17 protein-coding genes are annotated in these 25,408 nt (G+C 73.1%); 11 read left to right on the plus strand and 6 right to left on the minus strand.

All coding sequences use genetic code 11. The features are described from left to right. The coding region (locus AB0M29_RS33230; protein ID WP_365389559.1) for an aldehyde dehydrogenase family protein at nt 1–502 on the plus strand (502 nt) is incomplete at its 5' end. A gap of 87 nt (nt 503–589) precedes the next feature. Here AB0M29_RS33230 and AB0M29_RS33235 read toward each other — a convergent pair. The 3 genes from AB0M29_RS33235 to AB0M29_RS33245 form a co-directional block, all read right to left on the minus strand. Continuing rightward, a complete protein-coding gene (locus AB0M29_RS33235; RefSeq protein WP_365389560.1) occupies nt 590–1,282 on the minus strand; it encodes a glycerophosphodiester phosphodiesterase in 693 nt (230 codons plus the stop codon). Then, nucleotides 1,273–2,310 (minus strand): adenosine deaminase, encoded by a 1,038-nt coding sequence (locus AB0M29_RS33240; RefSeq protein ID WP_365389562.1) that lies wholly within the window; start codon nt 2,308–2,310, stop codon nt 1,273–1,275. The genes AB0M29_RS33235 and AB0M29_RS33240 overlap by 10 nt, the downstream gene beginning before the upstream one ends. Nucleotides 2,311–2,377: 67 nt before the next feature. Further along, on the minus strand, nt 2,378–4,045 hold the full coding sequence (locus AB0M29_RS33245; protein WP_365389565.1) for a PucR family transcriptional regulator ligand-binding domain-containing protein: 1,668 nt from the start codon (nt 4,043–4,045) through the stop codon (nt 2,378–2,380). A 280-nt stretch (nt 4,046–4,325) separates the two neighbouring features. Between AB0M29_RS33245 and AB0M29_RS33250 the strand changes: the two genes are divergently transcribed. From AB0M29_RS33250 to AB0M29_RS33285, 8 genes are all read left to right on the plus strand, one after another. Next, entirely contained in the window at nt 4,326–5,831 is a 1,506-nt protein-coding gene (locus tag AB0M29_RS33250; RefSeq protein WP_365389567.1) for a gamma-aminobutyraldehyde dehydrogenase, read from the plus strand. A gap of 93 nt (nt 5,832–5,924) precedes the next feature. After that, nucleotides 5,925–7,157 carry a spermidine/putrescine ABC transporter substrate-binding protein gene (locus AB0M29_RS33255; protein ID WP_365389569.1) on the plus strand — a complete coding sequence of 411 codons (1,233 nt, stop codon included), beginning with the start codon at nt 5,925–5,927 and terminating at the stop codon, nt 7,155–7,157. A gap of 73 nt (nt 7,158–7,230) precedes the next feature. Further along, the gene (locus AB0M29_RS33260; protein WP_365389570.1) at nt 7,231–8,400 is read left to right on the plus strand and encodes an ABC transporter ATP-binding protein; all 1,170 of its coding nucleotides are present in this window, start codon (nt 7,231–7,233) and stop codon (nt 8,398–8,400) included. Between the two features lie 74 nt (nt 8,401–8,474). Continuing rightward, nucleotides 8,475–9,353 (plus strand): ABC transporter permease, encoded by an 879-nt coding sequence (locus tag AB0M29_RS33265; protein WP_365389690.1) that lies wholly within the window; start codon nt 8,475–8,477, stop codon nt 9,351–9,353. Then, the gene (locus tag AB0M29_RS33270) at nt 9,353–10,150 is read left to right on the plus strand and encodes an ABC transporter permease (RefSeq protein ID WP_365389572.1); all 798 of its coding nucleotides are present in this window, start codon (nt 9,353–9,355) and stop codon (nt 10,148–10,150) included. Before AB0M29_RS33265 ends, AB0M29_RS33270 begins: the two co-directional genes overlap by 1 nt. 57 nt (nt 10,151–10,207) lie before the next feature. Beyond that, nucleotides 10,208–11,602: an FAD-dependent oxidoreductase gene (locus tag AB0M29_RS33275; RefSeq protein ID WP_365389575.1), complete on the plus strand. Its 1,395-nt coding sequence runs from the start codon at nt 10,208–10,210 to the stop codon at nt 11,600–11,602. 124 nt (nt 11,603–11,726) lie between these two features. After that, nucleotides 11,727–12,182, plus strand: coding sequence for a hypothetical protein (locus AB0M29_RS33280; RefSeq protein WP_365389577.1), 456 nt, complete (start codon nt 11,727–11,729; stop codon nt 12,180–12,182). A 102-nt stretch (nt 12,183–12,284) separates the two neighbouring features. Next, nucleotides 12,285–13,790: a CoA-acylating methylmalonate-semialdehyde dehydrogenase gene (locus AB0M29_RS33285; RefSeq protein ID WP_365389579.1), complete on the plus strand. Its 1,506-nt coding sequence runs from the start codon at nt 12,285–12,287 to the stop codon at nt 13,788–13,790. On the opposite strand, the gene AB0M29_RS33290 is transcribed toward AB0M29_RS33285, so the two are convergent. Beyond that, nucleotides 13,762–14,637 (minus strand): phosphatase PAP2 family protein, encoded by an 876-nt coding sequence (locus AB0M29_RS33290; protein ID WP_365389581.1) that lies wholly within the window; start codon nt 14,635–14,637, stop codon nt 13,762–13,764. The two genes, AB0M29_RS33285 and AB0M29_RS33290, sit on opposite strands and share 29 nt — an antisense overlap. A 158-nt stretch (nt 14,638–14,795) precedes the next feature. Next, nucleotides 14,796–16,127 carry a 4-aminobutyrate--2-oxoglutarate transaminase gene (gabT, locus tag AB0M29_RS33295; protein WP_365389584.1) on the minus strand — a complete coding sequence of 444 codons (1,332 nt, stop codon included), beginning with the start codon at nt 16,125–16,127 and terminating at the stop codon, nt 14,796–14,798. Nucleotides 16,128–16,366: 239 nt separating this feature from the next. On the opposite strand from gabT, the gene AB0M29_RS33300 reads away from it, so the two are divergent. Next, nucleotides 16,367–18,493 carry an ATP-binding protein gene (locus AB0M29_RS33300; protein WP_365389693.1) on the plus strand — a complete coding sequence of 709 codons (2,127 nt, stop codon included), beginning with the start codon at nt 16,367–16,369 and terminating at the stop codon, nt 18,491–18,493. A gap of 124 nt (nt 18,494–18,617) precedes the next feature. Then, on the plus strand, nt 18,618–20,159 hold the full coding sequence (locus AB0M29_RS33305; protein ID WP_365389587.1) for a PucR family transcriptional regulator ligand-binding domain-containing protein: 1,542 nt from the start codon (nt 18,618–18,620) through the stop codon (nt 20,157–20,159). Between the two features lie 13 nt (nt 20,160–20,172). Here the strand turns inward: AB0M29_RS33305 and AB0M29_RS33310 are convergent, their stop codons facing one another. Then, nucleotides 20,173–25,404, minus strand: a complete 5,232-nt coding sequence (locus tag AB0M29_RS33310) for an SAV_2336 N-terminal domain-related protein (protein WP_365389588.1) — start codon at nt 25,402–25,404, stop codon at nt 20,173–20,175. Nucleotides 25,405–25,408 lie beyond the last annotated feature (4 nt).

Here is a 25,408-nt window from a genome sequence, read left to right on the forward strand (position 1 = left end):
GACCGGCCGCCCCGACGACGAGGACGTGCTCTTCGGCCCGCTGAACAACGCCAACCAGCTCGCCCAGGTCACCGGCTTCATCGAGCGCCTGCCCGAGCACGCCAAGGTCGAGACCGGCGGCCACCGGGTCGGCGAGGAGGGCTACTTCTACGCCCCCACCGTCGTCTCCGGCCTGCGCCAGGACGACGAGATCATCCAGAACGAGGTCTTCGGCCCGGTCATCACCGTGCAGTCCTTCACCGACGAGGAGCAGGCGGTCACGTACGCCAACGGCGTCGACTACGCGCTGGCCTCCTCGGTGTGGACCAAGGACCACGGCCGCGCGATGCGGATGTCCAAGCGGCTCGACTTCGGCTGCGTGTGGATCAACACCCACATCCCGCTGGTCGCCGAGATGCCGCACGGCGGCTTCAAGCGCTCGGGCTACGGCAAGGACCTGTCGGGCTACGGCTTCGAGGACTACACGCGCATCAAGCACGTGATGACGTCCCTGGACGGCTGACGCTCCCGTACGCGCGAGGGCCCCGGACACGCCGCTGTGTCCGGGGCCCTCGCGCGGGTGCCGCATCGCGTGTGCGGTGCGCGCGGCTCAGCGGTCGATCAGCCGCCGCAGCACATCGAGCCGGTTGGTGGTCACCGAGTCGACGCCCAGGGCCAGCAGCCGGGACATCGAGCGCCGCCGGTCCGCGGTCCAGGCGGCCACCAGCAGGTCCTGCTCGCGGGCCCAGCGCACCAGCGCCGGGTCGATCAGGCCGAACCGCAGGTTGATCCAGCGCGGCCGGACGGCGGCCAGCAGCGCGGGGGCGGGCAGCGCCGAGGTCGTCCAGGTCAGCGCGATCTCGGCCGCCGGGTCCAGCGCCCGCACCGCGCGCATCGCGGTCGGCGCCCCGCAGTAGTACGCCCGCTCGCCGGTGCCGGCCGCGTGGACGGCGGCCACGGTCGCCGCCGCCTGCCCCGGCTCGGTCAGATCGAGCAGCAGCCGCCCGGCCCGGTGCGCGTCCAGCTCCTTCAGCGCGTCGGCCAGCGACGGCACCCCGCCGCGGGTCAGCGCCTCCAGCTCCGCCGCGGTCAGCTCGGCGACCGCCGCCTCATGACGCCACAGGCGCTCCAGCGTCGGGTCGTGCAGCAGCACCGGGACACCGTCCCGGGTCAGCCGCACGTCGACCTCGACGGCGTCCGCGCGCTTGTGCAGCGCGGAGCGCAGCGACGGCAGGGTGTTCTCCCGCTGCTCGTACGGGTCGCCGCGGTGGGCGACGGCCAGCGGGGCGCGGGCTACCGCCATGCGGCGGCGTACTGGTCGATCTCGGCGGCGAGCCGGGCCTTGCCCGGGGCGTCGAGGAAGGACGCCTCGACGGCGTTCTTCGCCAGCGCCGCGACCCCGGCGGTGTCCAGGCCGAGCAGCCGGGCGGCGACCGCGTACTCGGTGTTGAGGTCGGTGCCGAACATCGGCGGGTCATCGCTGTTGACGGTGACCAGCACGCCCGCGGCGACCATCTCCTTGATCGGGTGCTCGTCGAGTGTGGCGACCGCGCGGGTGGCGATGTTGGAGGTCGGGCAGACCTCCAGCGGGATGCGGTGCTCGGCCAGGTGCTCCAGCAGCCGCGGGTCCTGCACGGAGCTGGTGCCGTGGCCGATCCGCTCGGCGCCCAGGTCGTGCAGCGCGTCCCAGATGGTCTGCGGCCCGGTGGTCTCCCCGGCGTGCGGCACGCTGTGCAGCCCGGCGGCGCGGGCCCGGTCGAAGTACGGCTTGAACTGCGGCCGCGGCACACCGATCTCGGGACCGCCCAGGCCGAACGAGACCAGCCCGTCGGGCCGCAGGTCCAGCGCCAGGTGCGCGGTCTCCTCCGCGGAGGCCAGCCCCGCCTCGCCGGGGATGTCGAAGCACCAGCGCAGCGTCACGCCCAGCTCCGCCTCCGCCGCCTTGCGCGCGTCCTCGATGGCCTCCATGAACGCCTGCTCGTGGATACCGCGCCGGGTCGAGCTGTACGGGGTGACGGTCAGCTCGGCGTACCTGATGTTCTGCCGTGCCATGTCCCTGGCCACCTCGAAGGTGAGCAGCCGTACGTCCTCGTCGTCCCTGATCAGGTCGACCACCGACAGATAGACGTCGATGAAGTGCGCGAAGTCCCTGAAGGTGAAGAACTCGGCGAGCGCGGCAGGGTCGGCGGGCACCTTGGAGTCGGGGTGCCGGGCGGCCAGTTCCGCGACGATGCGCGGGGAGGCCGACCCCACGTGGTGGACATGCAGCTCGGCCTTCGGGAGACCGGCGATGAAGGTCTCAAGGCCGGAGCCGGGTGCGATGTCGGGCATGCGAGGGGTCCTCCCGGGACTGGACGGCGGCTGCCGACTCATCGTAGAACGGCGCCCCGCGCGGCCCTCAGCGGCGTACCGCCTCCAGGGCGAGCAGCGCCACGTGCAGCGACAGGCAGGACTCCACCTGGTCCAGGTCCACGCCGAGCACCCGCTCCACCCGGTGCAGCCGGTCGTAGAACGACGGCCGGGACAGATGGGCGGCGTCGGCCGCCGCGGACTTGTTGCGGCCGCTGGCGAGATAGACGCTGAGGATGCGCACCAGGTCGGTGCCGTGCTCGGCGTCGTGCGCGAGCAGCGGGCCCAGCTCCCGCTCCACGTACGTCTGCAGCCGCGCGTCGTCGCGCAGCAGGTGGAGCAGGCCGCGCAGCCGCACGTCGGGCAGTCGGTAGTAGCCCCGGCCGCGGGCGTGGCTCTCGCCGTGCAGCGCCGCGTCGGCGACCTGGGCGGCCTCCAGCAGGGTGCGGCGCGCGTCGCGCAGCGCCCCCACCGAGGAGCCCGCGGCCATCACGAACGCCGGGGCGTCCGCGGCCTGTTCCACCAGCCGCTCCAGGACCGCCGCGAAACCGTCGAGCGCGGACTGCTCCTCGTCGTGCGGGCCCAGCGAGACCAGCACGCCCACCGCGCCGTCGTCGAGGGTGCCGGTCAGCGCGGTCAGACCGCGTTCGCGTACGGCCAGGGCGGCGTGCTCGGTGAAGTCCCGCAGCCGGGCCTGGGCTTCGAGCGCGGCCGACGGCGGGCCGCCGCGCAGCCGCAGCATCACCCCGACCAGCCGCCGGCCCTCCAGTGGCACGCCCAGCGCCCGGGCGCGCAGCCCGACGTCGGAGACGGTGAGGGCGTGGGTGAGGATGCCGGACAGCAGGGTGCGGTGGGTCTGGCGTTCCAGCGACTCCCGGTCGCGCTCCAGCAGCCGGTTCAGGGCGAGGGTGGCGGCGCCGCGCTCCAGCAGCACGGTGTCCCGGTGCGGGGCGTCCGCCGGGGTGGCGGCGCCGGTCACCGAGCGCGGCGGCGGGCCGGGCTCGCCGACCAGCACCAGCCGCCCCCAGTCGCGGCCGCGCGCCCCCACCGCGGTCACCAGCCAGCCCGCCCTGCGGTCGTAGCCGGTGCGCCCGGGCGGCGAGACGTTGCGGGATCTGCGCTCCCAGCCGTCGAGCAGCGCCTCCGGCTCCCGGCCCGCCGCGTCGAACGCCAGCACCTGGTGGGAGAGGTTCTCCAGCACCACCGGCGCACTCGCCATCCGGGCCACCTCGCGGACCACGTCGTCGGCCTCCGCGCCCTCGACGGCCAGCTCGTTGAAGGTCTGGTGCACCGCCTCCGACGCCCGCAGCTCGGTGAGCTGGCCGTCCACCACGAGCGCGTGCACGGCCTCGGTGACGGCGACGAAGCGCACCTCGGTACGGAGCGCCACCAGCGGCAGATCACGCCGCTCGGCGGCCCGCACCAGCGGCTTGGGCAGGGCGTCGGCGTAACGCCGCCCCAGTTCGACGACCAGGCCGGCCGCCCCGACGTCGGCCAGCGCGTCGATGTAGCGGGCCAGCGCCTCGCGGTCCTCGGGCAGCATCACGCCGGTGGTGAGGACGAGTTCGCCGCCCTGGAGCATCCCGGCGATGTCGGTCAGCTCGCTGATGTGCACCCAGCGCACCCCGCGCCCCAGCTCCGCGGCGCCCGCCACCACCTCCGGCGCCGCTCTGCGCAGCACGTCCAGCTCCAGCACCTGGGTGATGGTCGGCAGCACGGGTGACCTCCGGTGGGAGTCGGTCCGGGGGTGCGGACCTGGGGCGGCGGCAGAGTGTAAAGCAGGAAGCGCCGGGGCTGGCGGTGTGGTGGTTGGCGCTCGCCGTGACGGTTCGGCATTGTGCGTCGGGACGCCGTGCCGCACAAGCGGCACTGCACAGATTTCGTCGCGTAATCAAAAGGCAACAACGGAATCCCTTGTTGAGGCAAGGCTACTCTGCCAGGATCAGCCACCAATCCAGACTTTGGCCACGCTGCCAAGCGGATGCGAGGAGAGCGTGATGGACCACGTCAAGGACAGGTTCGCCCGCGGCGCCCAGTACATCGCGGGAGAGTTTCGTCCCGGAACGTCCGGCGCCACGCATTCCGTCGTGGACCCCGCGACCGGGCGGGACGTATGGACCTACGAGACAGCGGGGGACGCGGACGTCGACGCCGCCGTCGGCGCCGCGAAGGCGGCTCTCCCGGGGTGGTCAGGGGCCACCCCGGGAGAGCGGTCCGGCGCGCTGCACCGGTTCGCCGAGGTGCTCGCCGAGCGGGCGGACGAGCTGGCCCGCGCCGAGTCCCTGCAGTGCGGCAAGCCGCTGCGGCTCAGCAGCGAGTTCGACGTGCCGGGCACCATCGACAACACCGCCTTCTTCGCGGGCGCCGCCCGCCATCTGCAGGGCTCGGCCGCGGGGGAGTACAGCGCCGACCACACCTCGTACGTACGGCGTGAACCGGTCGGCGTCATCGGGTCGATCGCTCCCTGGAACTACCCGCTGCAGATGGCCGCCTGGAAGATCCTCCCGGCGATCGCGGCGGGCAACACCATCGTGCTCAAGCCCGCCGAGCTGACCCCGCTCACCTCGCTGATGTTCGCCCAGGCCGCCACCGACGCGGGTGTCCCGGCCGGGGTGGTGAATGTCGTCAACGGCACCGGCAAGGGCGCGGGCGAGCGGCTGGTCGGCCACCCCGACGTGGCCATGACCTCCTTCACCGGCTCCACCGCCGTCGGCAAGCGGGTCGCCGAGATCGCCACCGGCACCGTCAAGCGGCTGCACCTCGAACTCGGCGGCAAGGCGCCCTTCGTGGTCTTCGACGACGCCGACCTGGCCGCCGCGGTGCGCGGCGCGGTGGCGGGCGCGCTGATCAACACCGGCCAGGACTGCACCGCCGCGACCCGCGCCTATGTGCAGCGCCCGCTGTACGACGCGTTCGTCTCCGGCGTCGCCGACCTGATGGCGGACGTCCGGCTCGGCGACCCCTTCGACCAGGACACCGACCTCGGCCCGCTGGTCTCCACCGCCCAGCGCGACCGGGTCGCCGCCATGGTCGACCGGGCCCGCGGCTACGCCACCGTCGTCACCGGCGGCGAGCGCGGCGCGGACAAGCTCGCGGCGGGCGCGTACTACCTGCCGACGCTGATCACCGGCGCCGCCCAGGACAGCGAGATCGTGCAGCACGAGATCTTCGGCCCGGTCCTGGTGGTGCTGCCCTTCGACAGCGACGACGAGGGCCTGGCCCTCGCCAACGACACCCCCTACGGCCTGGCCGCCTCCGCGTGGACCCGGGACGTCTTCCGGGCCGGCCGCGCCACCCGGGAGATCGCCGCGGGCTGCGTGTGGATCAACGACCACATCCCGATCATCAGCGAGATGCCGCACGGCGGCTACAAGTCCTCCGGCTACGGCAAGGACATGTCGAGCTACTCCTTCGAGGAGTACACGCAGGTCAAGCACGTGATGTACGACAACACCGCACGCGCCCGCAAGGACTGGCACCGTACCGTCCTCGGCGACCGCTGACCCCCGGGGAGCCCCCGCCCCGACCCTCACCCTCCCCCCCGACAACCTCCACCGGGCGTCCACCGGCCGGTCCCCTCGGAAGGGCACCACTCCATGGAGCAGTACGAGACCCTGTCACCGCATCAGCGCGCGGCGATACGCCGGAGCATGACCAGCGGCCGCGGCGCACTCGGCCGCCGGACGCTGCTGCGCGCCGCGGGGCTGGGCGCGGTCGCCACCGCGGGGCTGTCCGCGTGCGGCATCCCGGCCGCCGGACGCACGAACGACGACACCGCCTCCACCGACCACTCGGCGCAGGAGAAGGTCGTCAACTTCTCCAACTGGGACCAGTACATCGACGTCAGCTCGGACGGCAAGCACCGCCCGACGCTGGAAGCCTTCACCAAGAGCACCGGCATCAAGGTCAAGTACACCGAGGACATCAACGACAACGTCGAGTTCTTCGGCAAGGTCAAGCCGCAGCTCTCCGCGGGCCAGGACACCGGCCGCGACCTGATGGTGCTCACCGACTGGCTGGCCGGCCGGATGATCCGGCTCGGCTGGGTGCAGCGCCTCGACCCGGCCCATCTGCCGCACGCCTTCGCCAACCTGGAGCAGCGCTTCCGCAGCCCCGACTGGGACCCGGGACGCGCCTACTCGTACCCCTGGACCGGCATCCCGACCTGCATCGCGTACAACAAGAAGGTCACCAAGGGGCGCAAGATCACCTCGGTGTCGCAGCTGCTGGACGACCCCGCGCTCAAGGGCAAGGCGGCGATGCTCTCCGAGATGCGCGACACCGTCGGGATGACGCTGCTGGACATGGGCAAGAGGCCGGAGACCGTCACCGACGACGACTACGACGCGGCGCTCGCCCGGATCCAGGGCGCGGTGGATAAGGGCCAGATCCGCAAGTTCACCGGCGGCGAGTACACCGACGGCCTCAGCAAGGGCGACATCGCCGCCTGTGTCGCCTGGGCCGGGGACCTGGTGCAGCTGCGCCTGGACGACCCGAACATCGAGTACTACTTCCCCGAGGCCGGCTACATGACCTCGACCGACAACCTGCTCGTCCCGGCGAAGGCCCGCCACAAGACCAACGCCGAGCGGCTGATCGACTACTACTACCAGCCGCCGGTCGCCGCGCAGCTCGCCGCCTACATCACCTACGTGTCGCCCGTCATGGGCGTCCGCGAGGAACTGGCGAAGATCGACAAGACGCTGGCCGACAACCCGCTGATCATCCCGAACGCCGCGATGAACGCCACCTCCCACGCCTTCCGCTCCCTCAGCGAGGCCGAGGACGCGCGGTACGAGGAGAAGTTCTCCAAGCTCATCGGCGCCTGAGCGCGGGCCCCGCAACGCCCGTCAGCAGCCAGCCAAGTCCGCCCGCCCTCCCCGACGACACCGGGACACCCAGATGACGACCACAGAAGCATCCGGCGACGCCGTCCGCCTCACCGGGATCAGCAAGACCTACGGGTCCTTCACCGCCGTCCATCCGCTGGACCTGACCGTCCCCGCCGGCTCGTTCTTCGCGCTGCTCGGCGCGTCCGGCTGCGGCAAGACCACCACCCTGCGCATGATCGCCGGCCTGGAGGACCCCAGCGGTGGCTCGGTGCGGCTCGGCGGCCAGGACGTCACCGGCCTGCCGCCGTACAAGCGGCCGGTGAACACCGTCTTCCAGAGCTACGCGCTCTTCCCGCACCTCGACGTGTACGAGAACGTCGCCTTCGGGCTGCGCCGCCGGGGCATCAAGTCGGTGAAGTCGCAGGTCGGCGAGATGCTCGACCTCGTACAGCTCGGCCCGCTCGCCCGCCGCAAGCCGCAGCAGCTCTCCGGCGGCCAGCAGCAGCGCGTCGCCGTGGCCCGCGCCCTGATCAACCACCCGCAGGTGCTGCTGCTCGACGAGCCGCTGGGCGCGCTCGACCTCAAGCTGCGCCGCCAGATGCAGCTCGAACTCAAGCGCATCCAGACCGAGGTGGGCATCACCTTCATCCACGTCACCCACGACCAGGAGGAGGCCATGACCATGGCCGACACCGTCGCGGTGATGAACGCGGGGCGGGTGGAGCAGCTCGGCGCGCCCGCGGACCTCTACGAGAACCCCGCCTCCACCTTCGTCGCCAACTTCCTGGGCACGTCCAACCTGATCGAGGCCGAGGTCACCGCCGCTTCCGGCGGCGACCTCCAGCTCGTCGCCGCGGGCGTGAAGCTGACGCTGCCCGCCGCCAGGAGCAGCGCCGACGTCGCCACCGGCGGCAAGATCCTCGCCGGGGTCCGCCCGGAGAAGATCTCGCTGACCCACCGCGACGACGAGGCGGGCATACCCGCGGGCCGCAACCAGGTGCCGGGCCGGATCGTCGACTCCAGCTTCATCGGCGTCTCCACGCAGTACGTGGTCGACAGCCCGGTCTGCCCGGAGCTGGAGGTCTTCGTGCCCAACGTGGAGCGCGACGGCCGGCTGGTGCCGGGCGCCCCCGTGGTCCTGCACTGGAACCCGGCCCACACCTTCGGCCTCGGCGCCGACCAGGACATCGACGCGGGGATCGACGACATCGACGGCGAGAGCGCGGAGGCCGCCGCGTGAGCGCCGTGACCACGGCGGTCACCGACCCGCCGCCCACAGAACCGGACCCGGGCCCCACGGCCGTCCCGGCCACTCTGCGCAAGGCCGCCGCGCGCCGCCGCCGCGTGCCCTACCTGCTGCTGTTCGCGGGCGTCGCCTGGCTGCTGGTGTTCTTCGTGGCGCCGATGGTCTACCAGGCGTCCACGTCGGTGCAGACCGGCTCGCTGGACACCGGCTTCAAGGTGACCTGGCACTTCGCGACGTACTGGAACGCGCTCACCGAGTACTACCCGCAGTTCCTGCGCTCGCTGCTCTACTCGGGCATCGCCACCGTGCTGTGCCTGGGCATCGGCTACCCGCTGGCGTACATGATCGCCTTCCGGGCCGGGCGCTGGCGCAACGTGGTGCTGGTGCTGGTGATCGCGCCCTTCTTCACCAGCTTCCTGATCCGCACCCTGGCCTGGGAGACGATCCTCGCCGACCAGAGCCCGGTGGTGTCCTTCCTCAACCGCATCCACCTGCTGGACGTGACCTCCTGGATGGGCATCACCGAGGGCAACCGGGTGATGGCCACCCCGCTGGCGGTGGTCTGCGGCCTGACGTACAACTTCCTGCCGTTCATGATCCTGCCGCTCTACACCTCGCTGGAGCGCGTCGACGGCAGACTGCACGAGGCGGCCGGCGACCTGTACGCGACGCCCTTCACGACCTTCCGCAAGGTGACGTTCCCGCTGTCGCTGCCGGGCGTCGTCGCGGGCACCCTGCTGACCTTCATCCCGGCCTCCGGCGACTACATCAACGCCGAGTTGCTGGGGTCGACCAACCAGAAGATGATCGGCAACGTCATCCAGTCGCAGTTCCTGCGGGTCCTGGACTACCCGACGGCCGCCGCGCTGTCCTTCATCCTGATGGCGGTCATCCTCGCCATCGTCACCGTGTACATCCGCCGGGCCGGGACAGAGGAGCTGGTCTGATGCGACCCATACGCTGGCTGCGCAAGAACCTCGTGGTGGTGGCGGGGCTGCTCACGCTCGTCTACCTCATCCTGCCCAACATGGTGGTGCTGCTCTTCTCCTTCAACAAGCCGAAGGGCCGCTTCAACTACACCTGGAACCACTTCTCCACCGACGCCTGGCAGCACCCCTGCGGTGTCGCCGACATGTGCGGCTCGCTCACCCTGAGCCTCAAGCTCGCCGTGTACGCCACGATCGGCGCGACCGTGCTCGGCACGATGACCGCCTTCGCGCTGGCCCGCTACCGCTTCCGCGGCCGGGCCGCCACCAACATGCTGATCTTCCTGCCGATGGCGATGCCCGAGGTCGTGATGGGCGCCTCGCTGGGCACCCTGTTCCTCAACATGCGCATCCAGTTCGGCTTCTGGACCATCCTCATCGCGCACATCATGTTCTGCCTGAGCTTCGTGGTGGTCGCGGTCAAGGCCCGGATCATGAGCATGGACCCCCGGCTGGAACAGGCCGCCCAGGACCTCTACGCCTCTCCGGCGCAGACCTTCCTGCGGGTCACCCTGCCGCTGGCCGCTCCCGGTATCGCCGCGGGCGCGCTGCTGTCCTTCGCGCTCTCCTTCGACGACTACATCATCACCAGCTTCAACGCGGGTAGCACCGTCACCTTCCCGATGTTCGTCTGGGGCTCGGCGCAGCGCGGCACACCGGTGCAGGTCAACGTGATCGGTTCGGCGATGTTCGCCGTCGCGGTGATCCTGGTGCTCACCGGGCAACTGCTCGGCAATCGCAGGAGGACGCGGGCCTGACTCTGGCGTAACCGGGAAATGTACAGGTAAAGGCACGTCACGAAGGTGTGAGAACCCATGGACCCAGCCCGTTCGCTTGCCGATGTGCAGCCGACACCGTACTGGCTGGACGACCCCGGCAGGCCGCGGCCCGAGGCCGCGCTCGCCGGGGAGGAGAGCTGCGACCTGCTGGTGGTCGGCGGCGGATACAGCGGACTGTGGACCGCGCTGCTGGCCAAGGAGCGCGACCCCGGCCGGGACGTGGTGCTGCTGGAAGGAACGGAGACCGGCTGGGCCGCCTCCGGGCGCAACGGCGGCTTCTGCGCCGCCAGCCTCACCCACGGTGCCGCCAACGGCCTGGCCCGCTGGCCCGGTGAGTTCGACACCCTGCAGGAGCTGGGCGACCGCAACCTCGACGCGATCGAGGCGGCGGTCGACCGGTACGCGCTGGACTGCGAGTTCGAGCGCACCGGCGAGATCGACGTGGCCACCGCCGCCTACCAGTACGACGAACTGTGCGAGGCCGCCGAACAGGCCCGGGCGCACGGCCTCGACGTCGAACTCCTCGACCGCGACCGGATGCGCGCCGAGGTCGACTCGCCCACCTTCCACGGCGGCCTCCTCGACCGCCGCGGGGTGGCGCTGGTCAACCCGGCCAAGCTCGTCTGGGGCTTGAAGCGCGCCGCCACGGCCGCGGGCGTGCGGATCTACGAGCACACCCCGGCGACCGCGATGGTCAGGCACCGGGCCGCGATGGCGGTCCGCACCCCGTACGGCAGGGTCCTCGCCCACCAGGTGGCGCTGGGCACCAACGTCTTCCCGTCGCTGGTCCGCCGGGTGCGCCCGTACACCGTGCCGGTCTACGACTACGCGCTGACCACCGAGCCGCTCAGCGAGGCGCAGCTCGACGCCATCGGCTGGCGCGGGAGGCAGGGTCTCGGCGACAGCGCCAACCAGTTCCACTACTTCCGGCTCACCGCCGACAACCGCATCCTGTGGGGCGGTTACGACGCGATCTATCCGCGCGGCGGCCGGATGCGCGCCGAGTACGACCACCGGCCGGAGACGTATCTGAGGCTGGCCCGGCACTTCTTCACCTGCTTCCCGCAGCTGGAGGGCCTGCGCTTCAGCCATGCCTGGGGCGGGGCGATCGACACCTGCACGCGGTTCTCGGCGTTCTTCGGCACCGCGCACGGCGGGCGGGTGGCCTACGCGGCCGGGTACACCGGGCTGGGCGTCGGCGCGACCCGGTTCGGCGCCGAGGTGATGCTGGACCTGCTGCTGGGCGCGTCCACCGAGCGGACCGGGTTGGAGATGGTCCGCCGCAAGCCGCTGCCGTTCCCGCCCGAGCCGTTCACCACGGCCGGCATCGGCCTCACCAAGTGGTCGCTGGCCCGCGCCGACGAGTCCGAGGGCCGCCGCAATCTGTGGCTGCGCGCGATGGACCGCGCGGGACTCGGCTTCGACAGCTAGGGCCCGTCCGGCGGGCAGCGCGCGAACCCGACCCATGAGTACCGGAAACCCGCGTAATAGTTCGGTCCCCACCCGCTCTCCCCTCTGACAGCAATCGCGTCAGGCGGAAGAACGGAGGACCGGCATGGCGAGCGCCGGTGCGAAGAGCGCGGTCGAATGGCTGGTGTCGGTGGCGTCGGACCCCGAGGGCTGCCGCTGGGAGTGGGAGCGCAATCCGCTGGGGGTGGCCCTGCTGCCCGCCGGGCGGCTGTGGGACGTACTGATCCTGGGCGGGGAGCTGGGCTACCCCACGCTGGACGTGCTCACCCGGCTCGTCCCGCGGCCCGGCCCGGTGCTCGCGGACTTCGGTGACGCGCGGATGGGCTTCTTCGTGCCCCCCGGCACGTCGGCCCGCTGGCTCGCCACCGGAGTGCGCAGCGCCGGGCGCGGCACCTGGATCGTGGTGCCGTACCCGGGCCGGGCCACCGGCGGGGTGCGCTGGCTGGTGCCCCCCGACGGCAGCGGCAACCTCACCGACCCCGCCGTACTGGAGCTGGCCATGCACGAGGCGGCGGCCCAGCTCGCGGGCGGCGGCACCTGACGAGCTGTAAACCGGATCCGTCGTACGCCGACAGCGTGGTGCTTGTGAGCCGCCGCCCGCGCTGACGACACTGGAGTGAGACGACGACGGAAAGGTCTGCCCGTGACGACCAAGCACATCACCCACTGGATCGCCGGCCAGCAGTGGAACGGCACCGCCGAACGGCGCGGGGACGTGTACGACCCGGCCACCGGGGCGGTCACCGGTCAGGTGGACTTCGCCGCCAACCATGTGGTGGACCAGGCGGTCAGCGCGGCGCTCGAAGCGTTCCAGGAGTGGCGGCACGCGTCGGTGGCCAAGCGCACAGGCGTGCTCTTCGCCTTCCGGGAGCTGCTCAACAGCCGCCGCGAGGAACTCGCCGCGATCATCGTCTCCGAGCACGGCAAGGTGCACTCCGACGCCCTCGGCGAGATCGCCCGCGGCCTGGAGGTCGTGGAGTACGCCTGCGGCATCCCGCAGCTGAGCAAGGGCGGCTTCACCGAGCAGGCGTCCACCGGGATCGACGTCTACTCGATCCGCCAGCCGCTCGGCCCGGTCGCGATCATCTCGCCCTTCAACTTCCCGGCCATGGTGCCGATGTGGTTCTTCCCGCTGGCCATCGCCGCGGGCAACACCGTGGTGGTCAAGCCCTCCGAGAAGGACCCGTCCGCCGCGAACTTCCTGGCCGGGCTGTGGAAGGAGGCCGGACTGCCCGACGGCGTCTTCAACGTGGTGCACGGCGACAAGCCCACCGTCGACCGCCTGCTGGAGCACCCCGACATCAAGGCCGTCTCCTTCGTCGGCTCCACCCCCATCGCCCGGTACGTGTACGAGACGGGCACCCGCTACGGCAAGCGCGTCCAGGCCCTGGGCGGCGCGAAGAACCACATGCTGGTGCTGCCCGACGCCGACCTCGACCTCGCCGCGGACGCCGCCGTCAACGCCGGTTTCGGCGCCGCGGGCGAGCGCTGCATGGCGATCTCCGTCCTGGTCGCGGTCGACCCGGTCGGCGACGAGCTGGTGGAGCGGATCAAGGAGCGGATCGCCGGCCTCACCGTGGGCCCCGGCTGCGACCCCGGCTCCGCGATGGGTCCGCTGGTCACCGGCGTGCACCGCGACAAGGTCACCTCCTACCTGGACGCGGGCGTCGCCGACGGCGCCGAGCTGTCCGTCGACGGCCGCAAGCACCCCGTCACCGGTCCGGACAGCGAGGGCGGCTTCTGGCTCGGCCCGACCGTCTTCGACCACGTCAAGCCCGGGATGTCCGTCTACGACGACGAGATCTTCGGCCCCGTCCTGTCCGTGGTGCGCGTCACCTCCTACGACGAGGGCCTGGCGCTGATCAACGCCAACCCCTACGGCAACGGCACCGCGCTGTTCACCAACGACGGCGGCGCCGCCCGCCGCTTCCAGAACGAGGTCGAGGTCGGCATGGTCGGCATCAACGTGCCGATCCCGGTGCCCGTCGCCTACTACTCCTTCGGCGGCTGGAAGGCGTCGCTCTTCGGCGACACCCACGCCTACGGCGAGGACGGCGTGCGCTTCTTCACCCGCGGGAAGGCGGTCACCCAGCGGTGGCTCGACCCGAGCCACGGCGGCATCAACCTGGGCTTCCCGACGAACGACTGACGGGACCGACCGGAACGGGGCGGGACCCGCGCGGCCGCGGGTCCTGGCCCGAGAGCGCCTGCGCGACCGCCACCGCCGACAGCACGGTGGCGGTCAGGCACCAGCTCCCCAGGACGTCGAGCGGCCAGTGGTAGTCGCACCACACGAGTGCGGCGCCCACCGCCAGCAGCACGGCGCCCGTGACGGCGGCCAGCGACACGCGGGCCGCCGTCCGGCGTACCCAGGGCAGGACGATCAGCGTGGCCAGGCCGTAGGCGACCGCGGAGGTCGCGGTGTGGCCGGAGGGGAAGTAGCCGTAGCCGTCGGGGCCCGGGTGCAGCTTGCCGGGCGCGGGGCGCAGCACCGCCGCCTTCACCGCGCTGACCACCGCGGGGACCATGGCCATCGCCAGCGAGGCGGCCAGCGGCGGCAGCCACCAGCGCGGCAGCCGGGCCCGGCGGCCCAGGAAGCCGACGACTATCACGGCCGCCACCAGCACCGGCACCGCGACCTGGATGTTGCCGAGCTTGCAGAAGTAGTGCGCCGTGGTGTCACAGCGCGGATGCGCCGCGGCCGTCCGCTCGAACCAGTGCAGGACCGTGCGGTCGGGGCCCAGCAGTGGGCCGTTCGCCGCGACCTGCCAGGTGAGAAGACCGAAGAGGGCGGCTCCGAGGCCGCCGAACGCGTAGAGGAAAGTCAGCCGCCCCGGAACAGGGGGGGGAGTTCCGGGGCGGCCAGGGCGATCGCCGTGCCGCTCGTCCCGGGGGGTGTGGGACGAACGGCCAGCCGATCGGCGAGGAGTGCCGGAACCAGCGGTCCCGGCGGTGTCGTGCGCGAGGGCACTGCCGTTTCGGTGATGGGGATTCACCGATACGTTGTCACCTGTGGCTTCCTCCGGAGGAGCAGGCCACGGGCGGGGTGTTCTGAGAAGACCGTACGACACCGACAGGCCCCACGGGCGCCCGATCACCCGTCCGCCATGAGGCCCCCACAGCTTCTTCACGTCCCCCCATTTCTTACCCTCGGTCACACCCCCGCGAAGGCGTCCTCGATGATGTCGAGGCCCTCGTTGAGCAGATCCTCGCCGATGACCAGCGGCGGGAGGAAGCGCAACACGTTCCCGTACGTGCCACAGGTGAGCACCACCAGACCCGCGCTGTGGCAGGCGCGGGCGACTGCTCCGGTCAACGCGGCGTCGGGGTTCTTGGTTCCCGGCTCCACCAGCTCCACCGCGATCATCGCGCCGCGGCCGCGGACCTCGCCGATCACCGGGAACTTCTCCTGCAACGCGCGCAGCCGGGCGGTCATGATCTCGCCGATCCGCCGCGCCTTCGCGTTGAGGTCCAGCTCCTTCATGGTCTCGATGGCGCCGAGCGCCGCGGCGCACGCCACGGGGTTGCCGCCGTAGGTGCCGCCCAGGCCGCCCGCGTGCGCGGCGTCCATGATCTCCGCGCGCCCGGTGACGGCCGCCAGCGGCAGACCGCCCGCGATGCCCTTGGCCGTGGTGATCAGGTCCGGCACCACGCCCTCGTCCTCGCACGCGAACCACTGGCCGGTGCGGCAGAAGCCGGTCTGGATCTCGTCGGCGACGAAGACGATGCCGTTGTCCTTCGCGAACCGCGCGATCCGCGGCAGGAAGCCCTTGGCGGGCTCGATGAAGCCGCCCTCGCCCGCGATCGGCTCGATCACGATCGCGGCCACGTGCTCGGCGCCGATCTGCTTGGTGATCATGTCGATCGCCTGGTCGGCGGCCTCCTGCGCGGCGTTGTCCGCGCCGGTCAGCCAGCGGTAGCCGTACGCCAGCGGCACCCGGTAGACCTCGGGCGCGAACGGCCCGAAGCCCTCCTTGTACGGCATGTTCTTCGCGGTCAGCGCCATCGTGAGGTTGGTGCGGCCGTGGTAGCCGTGGTCGAAGACCACCACGGCGGTGCGCTTGGTGTACGCGCGGGCGATCTTCACCGCGTTCTCGACCGCCTCGGCGCCCGAGTTGAACAGCGCGGACTTCTTGGCGTGGTCGCCCGGCGTCAGCTCGTTGAGCTGCTCGGCGACCTCCACATAGCCCTCGTAGGGCGTGACCATGAAGCAGGTGTGGGTGAAGTCGGCGAGCTGCGCCCCGGCGCGGCGGACCACGGCCTCGGCGCTGTTGCCGACCGAGGTCACGGCGATGCCGGAACCGAAGTCGATGAGGCTGTTGCCGTCGACGTCCTGCACCACGCCGCCACCGGCACGGGTGATGAACACCGGCAGCGTGACGCCGACACCGTTGGCGACGGCCGCGCTCTTACGGGCCAGCAGCTCCTGCGACTTGGGGCCGGGGATCGCGGTGACGAGCCGGCGCTCCTGGGTCAGTTCGGTCATGGCGGGCGGGCTCCTCTGAAACGTCGGCGGACTGTACGCGCTCTCTTCTCGCAGGCTAGGCCGGTACCGGGCAGGCCCGCATACGCCGATAGGTAGCACTGAATCAGCCGTCTGTGCCGGATCGGACAGTCACCGGTGCGGCGGCGTGCGGCCAAGATCCTTCTTTGCCCGTAGCGGCTCGACTACATTGAGCGCATCGTCGTCGACGAGGGGCGAGGGGCAGACGCGCCATGGACGCCATGGATTTCGAGGGCACGCCACGATCCGGGCAGGGTCACGGCCCCGGCCACGCCGCGCACAAGGCACCCCCCGCGGGCGCTCCCGTGCCGCGGCCGTCCGCCCCGCCGCCGATGCCCGCCAAGGCGCCGCCCGCGTCCGCGCTGGAGACCTGGCTGCGCACCCCGCGCGCCCAGGACGCACCCGGCATCTACGCCTTCGGCCACACCCCGCGCCCGGCCCCCGACCCCGACCGGCTGCCCGGCCGGCGGCTGCTCGGCGGCGCGATCCTCGCCCTGCTCTCCGGGCTGCTGGTCTGGTCACTGTGCTGGAACGGCTATCTGCCCTTCTGGATCTGGCCGTTGATCTGGCTCACCCCCGACGACTGGCGCAGCGGCACCGGCGACGCGCACGCCTTCGCCATCGCCTCCGACACGTACTACGTGCTGTTCGCCGCGCTGCTCGCCTTTATCTTCGGCCGCCTCGGCAACTGGGGCGAGCTGTGGCGCCGCTACGCCAGGCCCGCCCTGGTCTCGCTCTGGGACCAGCCCGCCGAGCCCGGCCCCACCGAGGGGCAGCCGGACCTCGTCGCATGGCCGGAACTGCGCGCCGCCGGGCAGTTCGCCGCCGCCGACCGGCTGACCGCGGAGGTCCGCACCGGGCGGATGAACGACGTCGACTACACCCGCATCCGGCGCGCCTGGGCCGGTGTGGTGGCCGACCCGGCACGGCTCGACGCCTTCACCGACGCCGTCCTGCGTCAGGGCGCCGAGGCGTGCACCCACCCGTCGGGCGCCCGGGACCTCGCCTACCGCGGCGCGCGGCACGACCTGCTCGGCGGCCAGGTGCGGATCGGCCGCGGCCTGGACGACGAGCGCAACCCGTACCAGCACCGCGGCTCGGCCATCGCCCTGGACCCGGGGCTGCTGGGCACCGGGCTGCTCGCCGTCGGCCCGCCCGGCTCCGGCAAGACCCGGCAGCTCGTGCGCCCCGTCGTCGAGTCGCTCTGCCTCCAGGCGCTGACCGGGCAGGCCGCCGTGGTCGCGATCGGCGCGGCGGGCGCGGACCTCGGCCCGGCCGACGCCTTCGACGTGGTGATCTCCATCGCCGACCCCTCCTCCCGCTACGACCTCGACCTGTACGGCGGCGGCACCGACGCGGACACCGCGGCGGGCACCCTCGCCGAGGCGCTGCTCGACGGCCACAGCGGCGAGGACGGCGACCTGCGCCGCGCCAGCACCGCGCTCAGCCAGCTCATCGGCCCGTTCTTCGCCGCCCACGGCCGCTTCCCCGCCGTCACCGAACTGCGCGAACTCCTCGACGGCATCCCGCACGCCTACGCCGCGCTGCGCCAGGCGCTGGACGAGGCCGGCGCGCTCGCCATGGCCAGGGAACTCGACGCCCGTGAGCGGCAGACGGGCCGCCCCGGCGACATCGGCCCGCGGCTCGCCGACCGGGTCGCCCTCCTCGACCGGCCCGCCTTCGCCGGGTTCTTCGACGTCACCGGCCGCTCCCGCCCCTTCTCCATGCACGCGCTCGAACACCCGCTGCGGGTCAGGATCGACCTGCCGGAGCGCGGCCACGCCGAAGCCTCCCGGATACTGACCCGGCTGGTCCTCGCCCAGTTCACCGCCGCCGTCACCGCCCGCCGCGACCGCTCGCTCTTCGCCTGTCTGGTGCTCGACGACGCGGCGCACACCGTCACCGCCGAGGCCGTACGCGGCCTGCAGCGGCTGCGCTCCGCCAACGCGGGTGTGCTGCTCACCCTGCGCACCCTCGACGACGTGCCGGAGACGCTGCGCAGCGCCCTGCTCGGCGCGGTCGGCTGCCGGATGGCCATGTCGGGCGTCACCACCTGGGACGGCAAGCGGTTCGCCGAGGCGTGGGGTACCACCTGGGTCGAGGCCCGCGACATCACCCGCACCCCCGACCAGTCGGGCGGCGTGATGCGGCGGCTGTCGCGCGGCGTACGGCGGGTGTTCACCGGAGAGGCGGTCACCACCGAGTCCGTCACGGTCCGCAGCGTGGAGCGCGAGCGCTGGTCCGCCTCCGACCTCGCGCACTCGGTGCCGGCGGGGCACGCGGTCCTCTCGCTGACCACGACCGGCGGCGACCTCGCGCCGCCGATACTGCTCGACCTGCGCGCGTGACCGCGGACCGGGCCGGCCGGGCACGGCCGTGCCGGTAGGCCGCCCGCTGTACGGTGCGGCACAATCGGGGATGGCGACCACTCCCGGTCGGCCAAAACCCGCCGCCCACGGCTACCAGGTCACGATGCCCCTCACGCTCGCGTCGCTCGCCCACCACTCGACGCTCAAGCTCACCGTCCTCGCCGGAGACGACCGGCTCGGGGCCGAGGTGCGCTGGGTGCACACCAGCGAACTCGACGACCCGGGTCCGTATCTGGAGGGCGGCGAACTGCTGCTCACCACCGGCCTCAAGCTCGACATAGAGGACGCCGACGCGATGCGCGCCTATGTGGGCAGGCTGGCCACCGCGGGCGTGGTCGGGCTCGGCTTCGGCGTCGGTGTGGGGCATGACGCGGTGCCCGAGGCACTGGTGGCCGCCGCCACCGAGATGCGGCTGCCGCTGTTCGAAGTCCCGCGCAAGACGCCCTTCATCGCGATCAGCAAGGCCGTCTCCGCGGCGGTCGCCGCCGACCAGTACAAGGCCGTGACGGCGGGCTTCGAGGCCCAGCGCGAACTCACCAGGGCCGCGCTCGCCCCCGACGGCACCGCCGCCCTGCTGGCCCGGCTCGCCCAGCACCTGGACGGCTGGGCCGCCCTCTACGACGCCTCGGGCGCGGTGCTGGCCGCCGCCCCCGACTGGGCGGGCCGCCGGGCCGCCCGGCTGGCGGGCGAGATCGACCGGCTGCGCGACATGCCCGCCCCGGCCTCGGCGGCGGTCGCGGGCCCCGCGGGCACCGAGGACCGGGTCGAACTGCAGTCGCTGGGCAGCGGCCGCCGCCCGCGCGGTTTCCTCGCCGTCGGCACCGAGGAGCGGCTCGACACCGCGGCCCGGTACGTCGTCCACGCCGCCGTCGCCCTGCTCACCCTCTCCCTCGAACAGTCCCGCACCCTCCAGGACGGCCAGCAGCGCCTCGCCGCCGCGCTGCTGCGGATGCTGCTCGCCGGGGAGACCGACCACGCCCGCACCGTGGCGGGCACCCTCTACGGCACGCTGCTCGACCACCCGGTGCGGGTGCTGATCGCCGAACCCGCCGCCCCCGGCACCCCGGGCACCGACGCCGTCACCCTGCTCGGCGAGCGCGCCGAGGCCGCCGCCACCCGCTCGGGCGAACCGCTGCTCGCCGTACGCGACGGCGCCCGGCTGATCGTGCTGGCCGCCGAGGACGCCCACGCGCTGTCCACCGCCGCCGACCTCGCCGAGGGCGAGGACGCGCTCGCCGCCGGGCTCTCCGCGCCGGTCCCGCCGACCGGCGTCCCCGAGGCCCACCACCAGGCGGAACGCGCCCTCGCCGTCGCCCTGCGCCGCGGCCGCAACCTCGTCGAACACGGCGAGGTCGGCGCGGGCTCCGTCCTCCCCCTGCTCGCCGACGACGCCGTCCGCGCCTTCGCCGAGGGCCTGCTCCGCCCGCTGCGCGAGCACGACGCCACCTCCCGCGGCGACCTCGTCGCCTCCCTCCAGGCATGGCTCTCCCACCACGGCCAGTGGGACGCCGCCGCCGCCGACCTCGGCGTCCACCGCCACACCCTCCGCTACCGCATGCGCCGCGTCGAGGAGATCCTGGGCCGCTCCCTGGACGACCCGGATGTGCGGATGGAGCTGTGGCTGGCGCTGAAGACGGGGCAGTAGGGAGCCGCGGCCGTCACGGATTGCCCCGGATCGGGGTCAGGAGCGATGCGGCCATCGCGTCCGCCTCCCGCAGCGCTGCGTTGCGCTCCCTGCGGCCGTCCGTGACCTGCGAACGGGCGAGCAGCAGGGTGACCCGGTCCGGGTGGGACGTAGGGGTGAGGTGGGCCTCCGCCTCGGCCAGACACTCGGCCACGACGGTGGTTCTCGCCGTCGCGGGCGACTGGTTCTGCTGGTAGGCGAAGGCCTTCAGTAGTTGGAGCCGGGGGAGCAGAGGGCAATCCGGGCCGTAGAGATCCGCGAGGTACGTCTCGGCGGCGCGCACCGCGGCGACTCCCTGCGCGAAGCGCGCGTCCGCGATCAGCGCGCGGGCCTCCACGGCCTTGAACCGCGCGTACGCCTGCGGGCGGCTGCTGTGCAGCGGTTCCCGGTACGGCCGCAGCTCTTCCAGGAGCATCCTCGCCCGTGCGGGTGTGCTGCGCTGCGCCCCGGGCGGCCTCCCCCACAGCGCCCCGGCCTCCTCCAGGACGAGGGCCTCCACCAAGAGTTCGGTGAGCGACACATACAGCTCGAACCGCTCGTGGGACGCTGTTCTGGCCAAGTCCGCCAGTCGGCCGGAGTCATTGCCGAGGGTCAGTCGCTGACGGGCCGCGTGCAGGACGGTCAGGGTCACGGACGTGGCCGGAGGCTCGCTCAGCTTGCGTGCCGCATTCAACTCGTCGCGGACCAGGCCGAGTCCGGCGATCATCGAGGCGTGCCGGAGGCTCACCATCAGCTCCGCCGCGGTCTCGGCCACGCCGATTGGGCGGCTCGCGGTCAACTGGTCGATCGCGACGCTCTCCTGTCGCAGTGCCCGCTCCGCGCCCGGCAGGTCGCCGCGCAGCAGGCCGAGGCGGGTGCTCAGATACCGCGTCGCGCGACGCTCGATGTCGCCGTGACCGCTGATCTCCTCGGCGTTGTCCAGCGCGGACTTCGCGGCGACGAAGTCTCCCTCGCACATGGTGAGTTCGGCCCGGGTCAGAAGTGCCGCCAGACGCGTGGGAGTGTCGGTCTCCTCGGCCAGGAGGTGGCGGGCACGGGCGTGAGCCTCATGGACCTGCCCCCTGGCCATCCGGGCCCGCATCGAGACCACGGCCAGTCGGTCCCGCTCCCGCGGCGGCCTGGGGAACCACGGATGGCGGCTGCCGGTGCCCTGCGCCCATTCCTCGCCCAGGAGGGCCAGCCGCTCCGCCTCTTCGGCGTCGCCGCGGAGCAGGTGGTACTCCGCCCAGCGGGAGATGTGCTCCATGACGAGGCGACTGTCGGCCGGATCCCCGCCGTACAGCGCCGAGGGGGAGGCGAGACCGTTCTCCAGGCCCCGTAGGACACCCCCCAGGGCGGTGTACGGGCGCCAGGTGTCCGGGGACTCCGTCGGTTGCGGGCAGGCACCGTCCAGGATCTTCAGCAGCCGCGACTCGCACGCGCGCCGGACTGGCGTGGTGACCGTCAGCAGTTCGGTCTGCCACTCGGGTGCGACCACCAGTTGGCCGGGGCCTTCCTGGACAAGCAGCCCGTGCTCCAGCATGCGGGTGATCGCCGGGGCGAGGTCGGCGGGCAGCAGCAGGTCGAGCGCGTCGCGGAAGCGGGGATGGGCGCCCAGCTCCGCCACCAGCCAGGCGGCGAAGAAGAGGCCGGGGAACTCGGCGTGCAAGAGCGTCACCGGGCTCCCCGAACGGTCCGGAGCCGGGAGCAGCGCGTCGATGTCCCACACCTGGGCGGTTCCGTCGGCTGCCGCCGTCGCGAGGAGCGCGGCGCCGTCGGGTCCTTCGAAGGCGGTGACCGCCACCAGGCGACCGGAGGCGCCGGTGTCCAGTGTGTGGGCGAGTTCGCCGGTCGCGGTGTCCCACAACTCGACCACGCGGTCACGGCCGATGGCGGCCACGAGGTCGTATCGGGTCCGCAGCCGGACGGTGGCCAGTGACGCGGCGGACTCCAGCCGCCAGGTCAGCGGATGCTCCACGTCCGCGCCGGTGGAGGCGTCCCTGACGTGGACCGACCGGTCGTCGTCGACGACCACGGCGAGCTGACGGCCGCGCACCCCGGCGTCGGCATGCGGGTCGACGAAGAAGGCCAGTGCCCGCACCCGGCCCGCCTGGGCGGTGAAGCCCCGTTCGAGGCGGTCCCCGGTGACCGGATCCCAGAATCTCACCTCGCCGTTCACCGTCACCAGGACGCGCCGTCCGTCCTCCTCCACGAAGCTCGTCATGGCGCTCAGATGGGCGTTCTCGCTGACCACGAGCGACAGTTGCCGCATCCGAGTCGTCAGGTCCCACAGACCGACCGCACCGCCGACCCCCGCGACGGCGGCTCTCGGCATACCGTCCTGGCCGGGGAGGACGGCCAGGGTCCTGGCCGGGATGGGTCCTCCGGGCAGCGGTGCGCCCTCGGCGGGCCCCCCGACGGAGTCCCACAGCCGCACGGGCTGCCCGTATCCGGCCGCCGCCAGCCACACCCTGCCGTCGGACACATAACCGGCGAGGCCGCGGTCGCCCTTGGCCTGCCTCCAGGTGAACAGCGGCGAGGGCCGCGTTTCGGGCGACTGCGCCGTGGGCGGCTCTTCCGGTGCGTCCCGGGGGATGAGCGCGGCGATGTCGTTGGTGGCGACGACATGTGCCAACTCGGCCGGGGTGGCGGGCAGTTGGTCCGCGACCAGGGCGAGCTGGTCGTCCGTCGCCGACAGGTCCGGCAGGACCGCCCGCAGATGGGCCACGACCTCGTCGCGGCGTAGCGCGTGGAGGCGGACGATCACGGCGTCGGCGTCCACCTCGCGGTCGTCCCTGATCCGGTCGGTGAGCACGATGACGCTGCCCCAGCCGTCGCTCGCCCAGGGCAGGTAGGGCGCGGCGAGCGGGGACGTCTCGTAGGTGGGCACGTCGGCGCAGACGACCAGCCAGCCGCTGTGCCTGCTCAGCATCCCCCAGGGGTGGAGCGAGGGGGGATCCTCCTCGCGCGCGAGGGCGGCGCGCAGCGCCTCCAGGCCCAGGCGGTACGACTCCGAGGTGCCGCAGTCGATCCGGTGGACGAAGGTGTGGCGGTCGCCGTTCTGGCGCAGGTACTCCTGGAGGAGCCGGTTGCGTCCCATGCCAGGGATGGCCTGGACGATGACGACGGACGGCTTGGCATGGGGGGCGCGCGGCGGGCGCAACGCCTCCTCCAGCAGGTCGAGTTCCCACGTGCGGCCGATCATGCGCTCGGGGTCGGGCGGGCTGGTCACCGGGCGGACCGGGAAGAGCAGGTCCAGGCGGGGCGGGGACGGCCGGGGCGCCGCCGGGGCGGCGGGCTTGGTGTCCGGGCGCCACACGCGGCCCTCGGCGGCGGCCGCCAGCCGCCGGGCAAGCGACCGGTGCTGGCCGCCCGCGCCGCTCAGCACGGCCACCGCGACCTCCGCGAACGGCAGGCTCGCCGCGGGCAGCAGCCGTCCGGGCGTGCCGTCCTCGGTGGGCAGCGCCTCGGCCGCGTCCGCGAGCGCGGCCAGGGCGCGGAAGTCCAGCGTGCCCCCGAAAGTGGCCGCCACCCGCCCGGAGACCTTCGCGAGGACGTCGTCCAGGATGTGCAGCGACTCGGTACGGGTCAGCTCGTCGAGGAGGTGCTCGCGCACGCCGGGAACGAAGTCGTACACGACGTCGTCGGGGTCGACCGAGGGGCCGGGGCCCGGCGCGGAACCGGGTTCGGGCGGCAGCGAGCCGCGGCGCTCGATGACGCCGGACAGGAAGAGTTCGGCCAGGTCGGTCTGGCCCGACCAGGGCATCGTGGCCTGCTGCACCAGCCGCATGACCGGCAGGCTGAGCGGCGCCGCCGCGAGGTGGCAGGCCAGCCGGAAGGCGTCGGGGGAGACGCCGGAGCGCAGCCGGGCGACCCGCCCGACCGCGTCCGGCGGCTCGGTCCGCCCGGCGCTGCCCGCAGCGCTCCGGCGTGGTCTCGGCACGCCGCGTACCGGCGTGGCCAGCATCGGCGACCAGCCCGGCACCCGCCCCGCGACCAGCCCGGCCCACGGCGCCAGCCACGCGCCCTCGACCTCCATCACCGGCAGCCAGCGCACCCCCGCGGGCCGCTCACCGCGCGGCTGACCCGGCACCGCCGCCTGCGTGCGCACCTCGGCGACCGGCCGCGCCGGGTCCGGCACCCGCAGCTCCACCGGGGCGGTCCGCAGGGCGGTGCGGTGCCACATCCGGCGGGGCAGCACCTGGAGTACAGCGGCGGGCCGCTCCCCGGCGACCCGGCCCAGGAAGTCGGGCAGCGACGTGCCGTACCAGGCGGGACCGACCCCGTCGGTCAGGACCAGCAGCACCGCCCGCCCGGTCGGGTCCTCCAACGGCCTCGACCAGCGCGTGCCCCGGGCTCGTACCGGCCGCTGCGCGCCGCCGTGCCTGCGGCGGAAGGGCGCCAGCAGTGGCACCTCGCCGTCGGTGCCGAGCGACCAGCAGCGGACGTCGGCGAAGGCGCCGTGCCGTTCGAGTACGGTGCACAGCTCGGCCGCCAGCCGGTGCCAGACCGCCATCGTGGCGCCGGTGTCCACCAGCAGGTCGACGGAGAAGCGGCGTTCACTCGCCGGGCGCCAGACCGGGATCAGCCGTCCGGCCTCGCCGGTGGTCTGGGCGGTGGCCTCCTCGTCCAGCAGCGCGGGGCCCGGCGAGTCCACGGACTGCCGTAGCGGCCGCAGCGCGCGGGCCAGCGCGAGGGCGCCCGCCAGCGCAGCGGGCTGCGTCACCTGGACGACGTGCGCCGCCGCGCCGGACGGGCCGCTCGCGCCGAACGGATGCAGGGTGGCTCGCGCCGCGGTCGGGTCCGGCGCGTCGCCCTGCGCCGGGCCGGCCGCCGCGGGCGCGGGCCCCGGGCCGTCGTCCGGCGGCACCGGCTCCTCGGCGCCCTCCCGCGTGGGCCGTTCCCGGGCATCGGCCGCAGCCCGCGGCGGCGGTACCCCCCGCTCCTCCGCCCGCCCGTCCCGCGCCGGCTCCCCGTCCTCGCCGACCCCGCCCCCCAGCCCGGCCAGCCCCGCCACCCACAGCACATCGGCGACATCGTCGGCCGACGGGCCGCCCGTTCCCGCGTCCTTCCCGCCTCCGAGCAATCCGCCCAGCGCCTCCCGCAGCACCCCCTCCCACCCGGCGCCGACCCTCTCCGGGCCGTCACCGACCCGGGGCTCGGCGATACGCCCCGGACCGCCGTCCGGTCCCGGGGTGCCCCCCGCGGGGGAGTGGTTGTCGGCCATCCGG

Origin of the sequence: Streptomyces sp. NPDC051976 (genome assembly GCF_040680795.1) — a bacterium.
In the GTDB taxonomy this organism is placed as follows: domain Bacteria; phylum Actinomycetota; class Actinomycetes; order Streptomycetales; family Streptomycetaceae; genus Actinacidiphila.

Coding starts and splice junctions, on each gene's coding strand:
- AB0M29_RS33275 (WP_365389575.1), top strand. CDS start 10,208: ATGGACCCAGCCCGTTCGCTTGCCGATGTGCAGCCGACACCGTACTGG.
- AB0M29_RS33305 (WP_365389587.1), top strand. CDS start 18,618: ATGCCCCTCACGCTCGCGTCGCTCGCCCACCACTCGACGCTCAAGCTC.
- AB0M29_RS33310 (WP_365389588.1), bottom strand. CDS start 25,404: ATGGCCGACAACCACTCCCCCGCGGGGGGCACCCCGGGACCGGACGGC.
- AB0M29_RS33300 (WP_365389693.1), top strand. CDS start 16,367: ATGGATTTCGAGGGCACGCCACGATCCGGGCAGGGTCACGGCCCCGGC.
- AB0M29_RS33260 (WP_365389570.1), top strand. CDS start 7,231: ATGACGACCACAGAAGCATCCGGCGACGCCGTCCGCCTCACCGGGATC.
- AB0M29_RS33240 (WP_365389562.1), bottom strand. CDS start 2,310: ATGCCCGACATCGCACCCGGCTCCGGCCTTGAGACCTTCATCGCCGGT.
- AB0M29_RS33270 (WP_365389572.1), top strand. CDS start 9,353: ATGCGACCCATACGCTGGCTGCGCAAGAACCTCGTGGTGGTGGCGGGG.
- gabT (WP_365389584.1), bottom strand. CDS start 16,127: ATGACCGAACTGACCCAGGAGCGCCGGCTCGTCACCGCGATCCCCGGC.
- AB0M29_RS33250 (WP_365389567.1), top strand. CDS start 4,326: ATGGACCACGTCAAGGACAGGTTCGCCCGCGGCGCCCAGTACATCGCG.
- AB0M29_RS33255 (WP_365389569.1), top strand. CDS start 5,925: ATGGAGCAGTACGAGACCCTGTCACCGCATCAGCGCGCGGCGATACGC.
- AB0M29_RS33280 (WP_365389577.1), top strand. CDS start 11,727: ATGGCGAGCGCCGGTGCGAAGAGCGCGGTCGAATGGCTGGTGTCGGTG.
- AB0M29_RS33235 (WP_365389560.1), bottom strand. CDS start 1,282: ATGGCGGTAGCCCGCGCCCCGCTGGCCGTCGCCCACCGCGGCGACCCG.